Genomic DNA, 1,614 nt, shown 5'->3' with positions numbered 1-1,614 from the left:
CAGGCAAAATATTCAAAAGATCTAATGAAGCCCAGAACTCTAGAGAAACTAGAGATAGAGCGTCGATACTGGCACTCTAAAGGCATTTCGTGGCAGATAATCACTGAAAAAGACATACCTATAGCCGTTCAAAATAACATTAAATGGCTATATCCAGAAACTACTCTAAATAGGTCAGTTGATACTCAAGACAGTCTGTATTTTTACGCTAAGGAATTTACCAAATATCCTGAAAAAAGCATTATCGCTGTGTGCAAAGATATTGATACTGCATATTTCAGTGAGGTAGGCAGTTCGCTTAATGAGTTGAGAACGCTATTAGGGCTGAGGTTCTTCACATTCGACCTTCGCATAGACTTCAGAAAGCTAAAGTGTAGCGACATTCAAATAAGTAACTCTCATTATTGGGACTTGATGACTGAGGAGCTTGGATATGTTGCGAATCAATGATGTCTATAGTAATCAAGGTTCAACGTATAGAATACTAAGCCTTTTACCAGAGCAAGTTGTTTGGATTGAGATTGATCGTACATCCTCATTGCCTGAACTTGTACTTATTAAGGATTTAGTAAGTCTGATTGAAGAGGGTGTGTGTTATATCACTGACGACCCTCATCAGAGTTTACTGTTACAAACTCCAAAAGATGGCAGTAAAGCTCAGTTAAAAAGAGATGAGAATTATGAGCTTATTAAGCCTATCGTAAGTCACCCTTTATATTACCTTCCAGAGGAACGTGCAAATTTCATTAATGAGATTGTTGACTCTAAAAGAAGTACAAAGCAAACGCTATATCGATTACTTCGTAGGTATTGGCAAAAAGGCCAAGTACCTAATGCTCTACTTCCGAACTATAAGAATTCTGGAGCGAAAGGAAAAAAGCGTATTGCTAAAGATAAAGAGCTAGGTAGGCCTAGGCTCTATAAGGAAGGGGTTACTGCCGTTATTAATGAAGATGTAGAAAGGCTCTTCTCAATTACTATAAATAAGTACTTATTAAACGATAGCAAGCATACAGTCGTCTATGCTTACCGAAAATTTAAAACAATGTATCGCTCTTTAAATCCAGATGTTAAAGAAGAGGACTTTCCTAGTATCTGGCAGTTTAAATACTTTTATGACAAGAACTTTACTTCCGTTCAAAAACTCAAAGCTAGATATAATAAAATCAGTTATAACAAAGATGTGAGACAGTTAAGCTCGACTGTTAACACTCAAGTTCTTGGTCCTGGTTCACGCTATGAGATCGACGCTACTATTGCAGATATTTATCTAGTATCTGATTCAGATAGGCAGAGTATTGTAGGTCGTCCAGTTATTTACTTCGTTACAGATGTGTTTAGCCGCATGGTAGCAGGTTTTTATATTGGATTTGAAAACCCTTCCTATGCCACGAGTATTCAAGCCTTAGAGATGGCAGTAGCGGATAAACAAAGTTACTGTAAAAATAATGGTATTAATATCACAGCTGACGATTGGCCATGTATAGGCTTGCCAGATGCAATTCTCGCAGATCGTGGAGAGTTACTAGGTCATCAAATTGAGACCTTGGAAAAAAGCTTTTCAGTTCGAGTAGAGAATACCCCTCCTTATCGTGGCGACTTAAAACCTATTGT

General features: G+C 37.5%; 2 protein-coding genes. Both read left to right on the top strand.

Going from position 1 to position 1,614, the window contains the following annotated elements:
- Window positions 1-450, top strand: a 450-nt coding sequence (locus tag ACS8FC_RS14055; RefSeq protein ID WP_439297214.1) for a TnsA endonuclease C-terminal domain-containing protein, incomplete at its 5' end; no start/stop codon positions are given.
- On the top strand, window positions 434-1,614 hold a 1,181-nt coding region (locus tag ACS8FC_RS14050), incomplete at its 3' end, for a transposase (RefSeq protein WP_439297213.1). The genes ACS8FC_RS14055 and ACS8FC_RS14050, both read left to right, overlap by 17 nt.

Source organism: Psychrobacter sp. 1Y4, from assembly GCF_051847555.1.
This window is presented reverse-complemented; position numbering and strand designations above follow the sequence as displayed.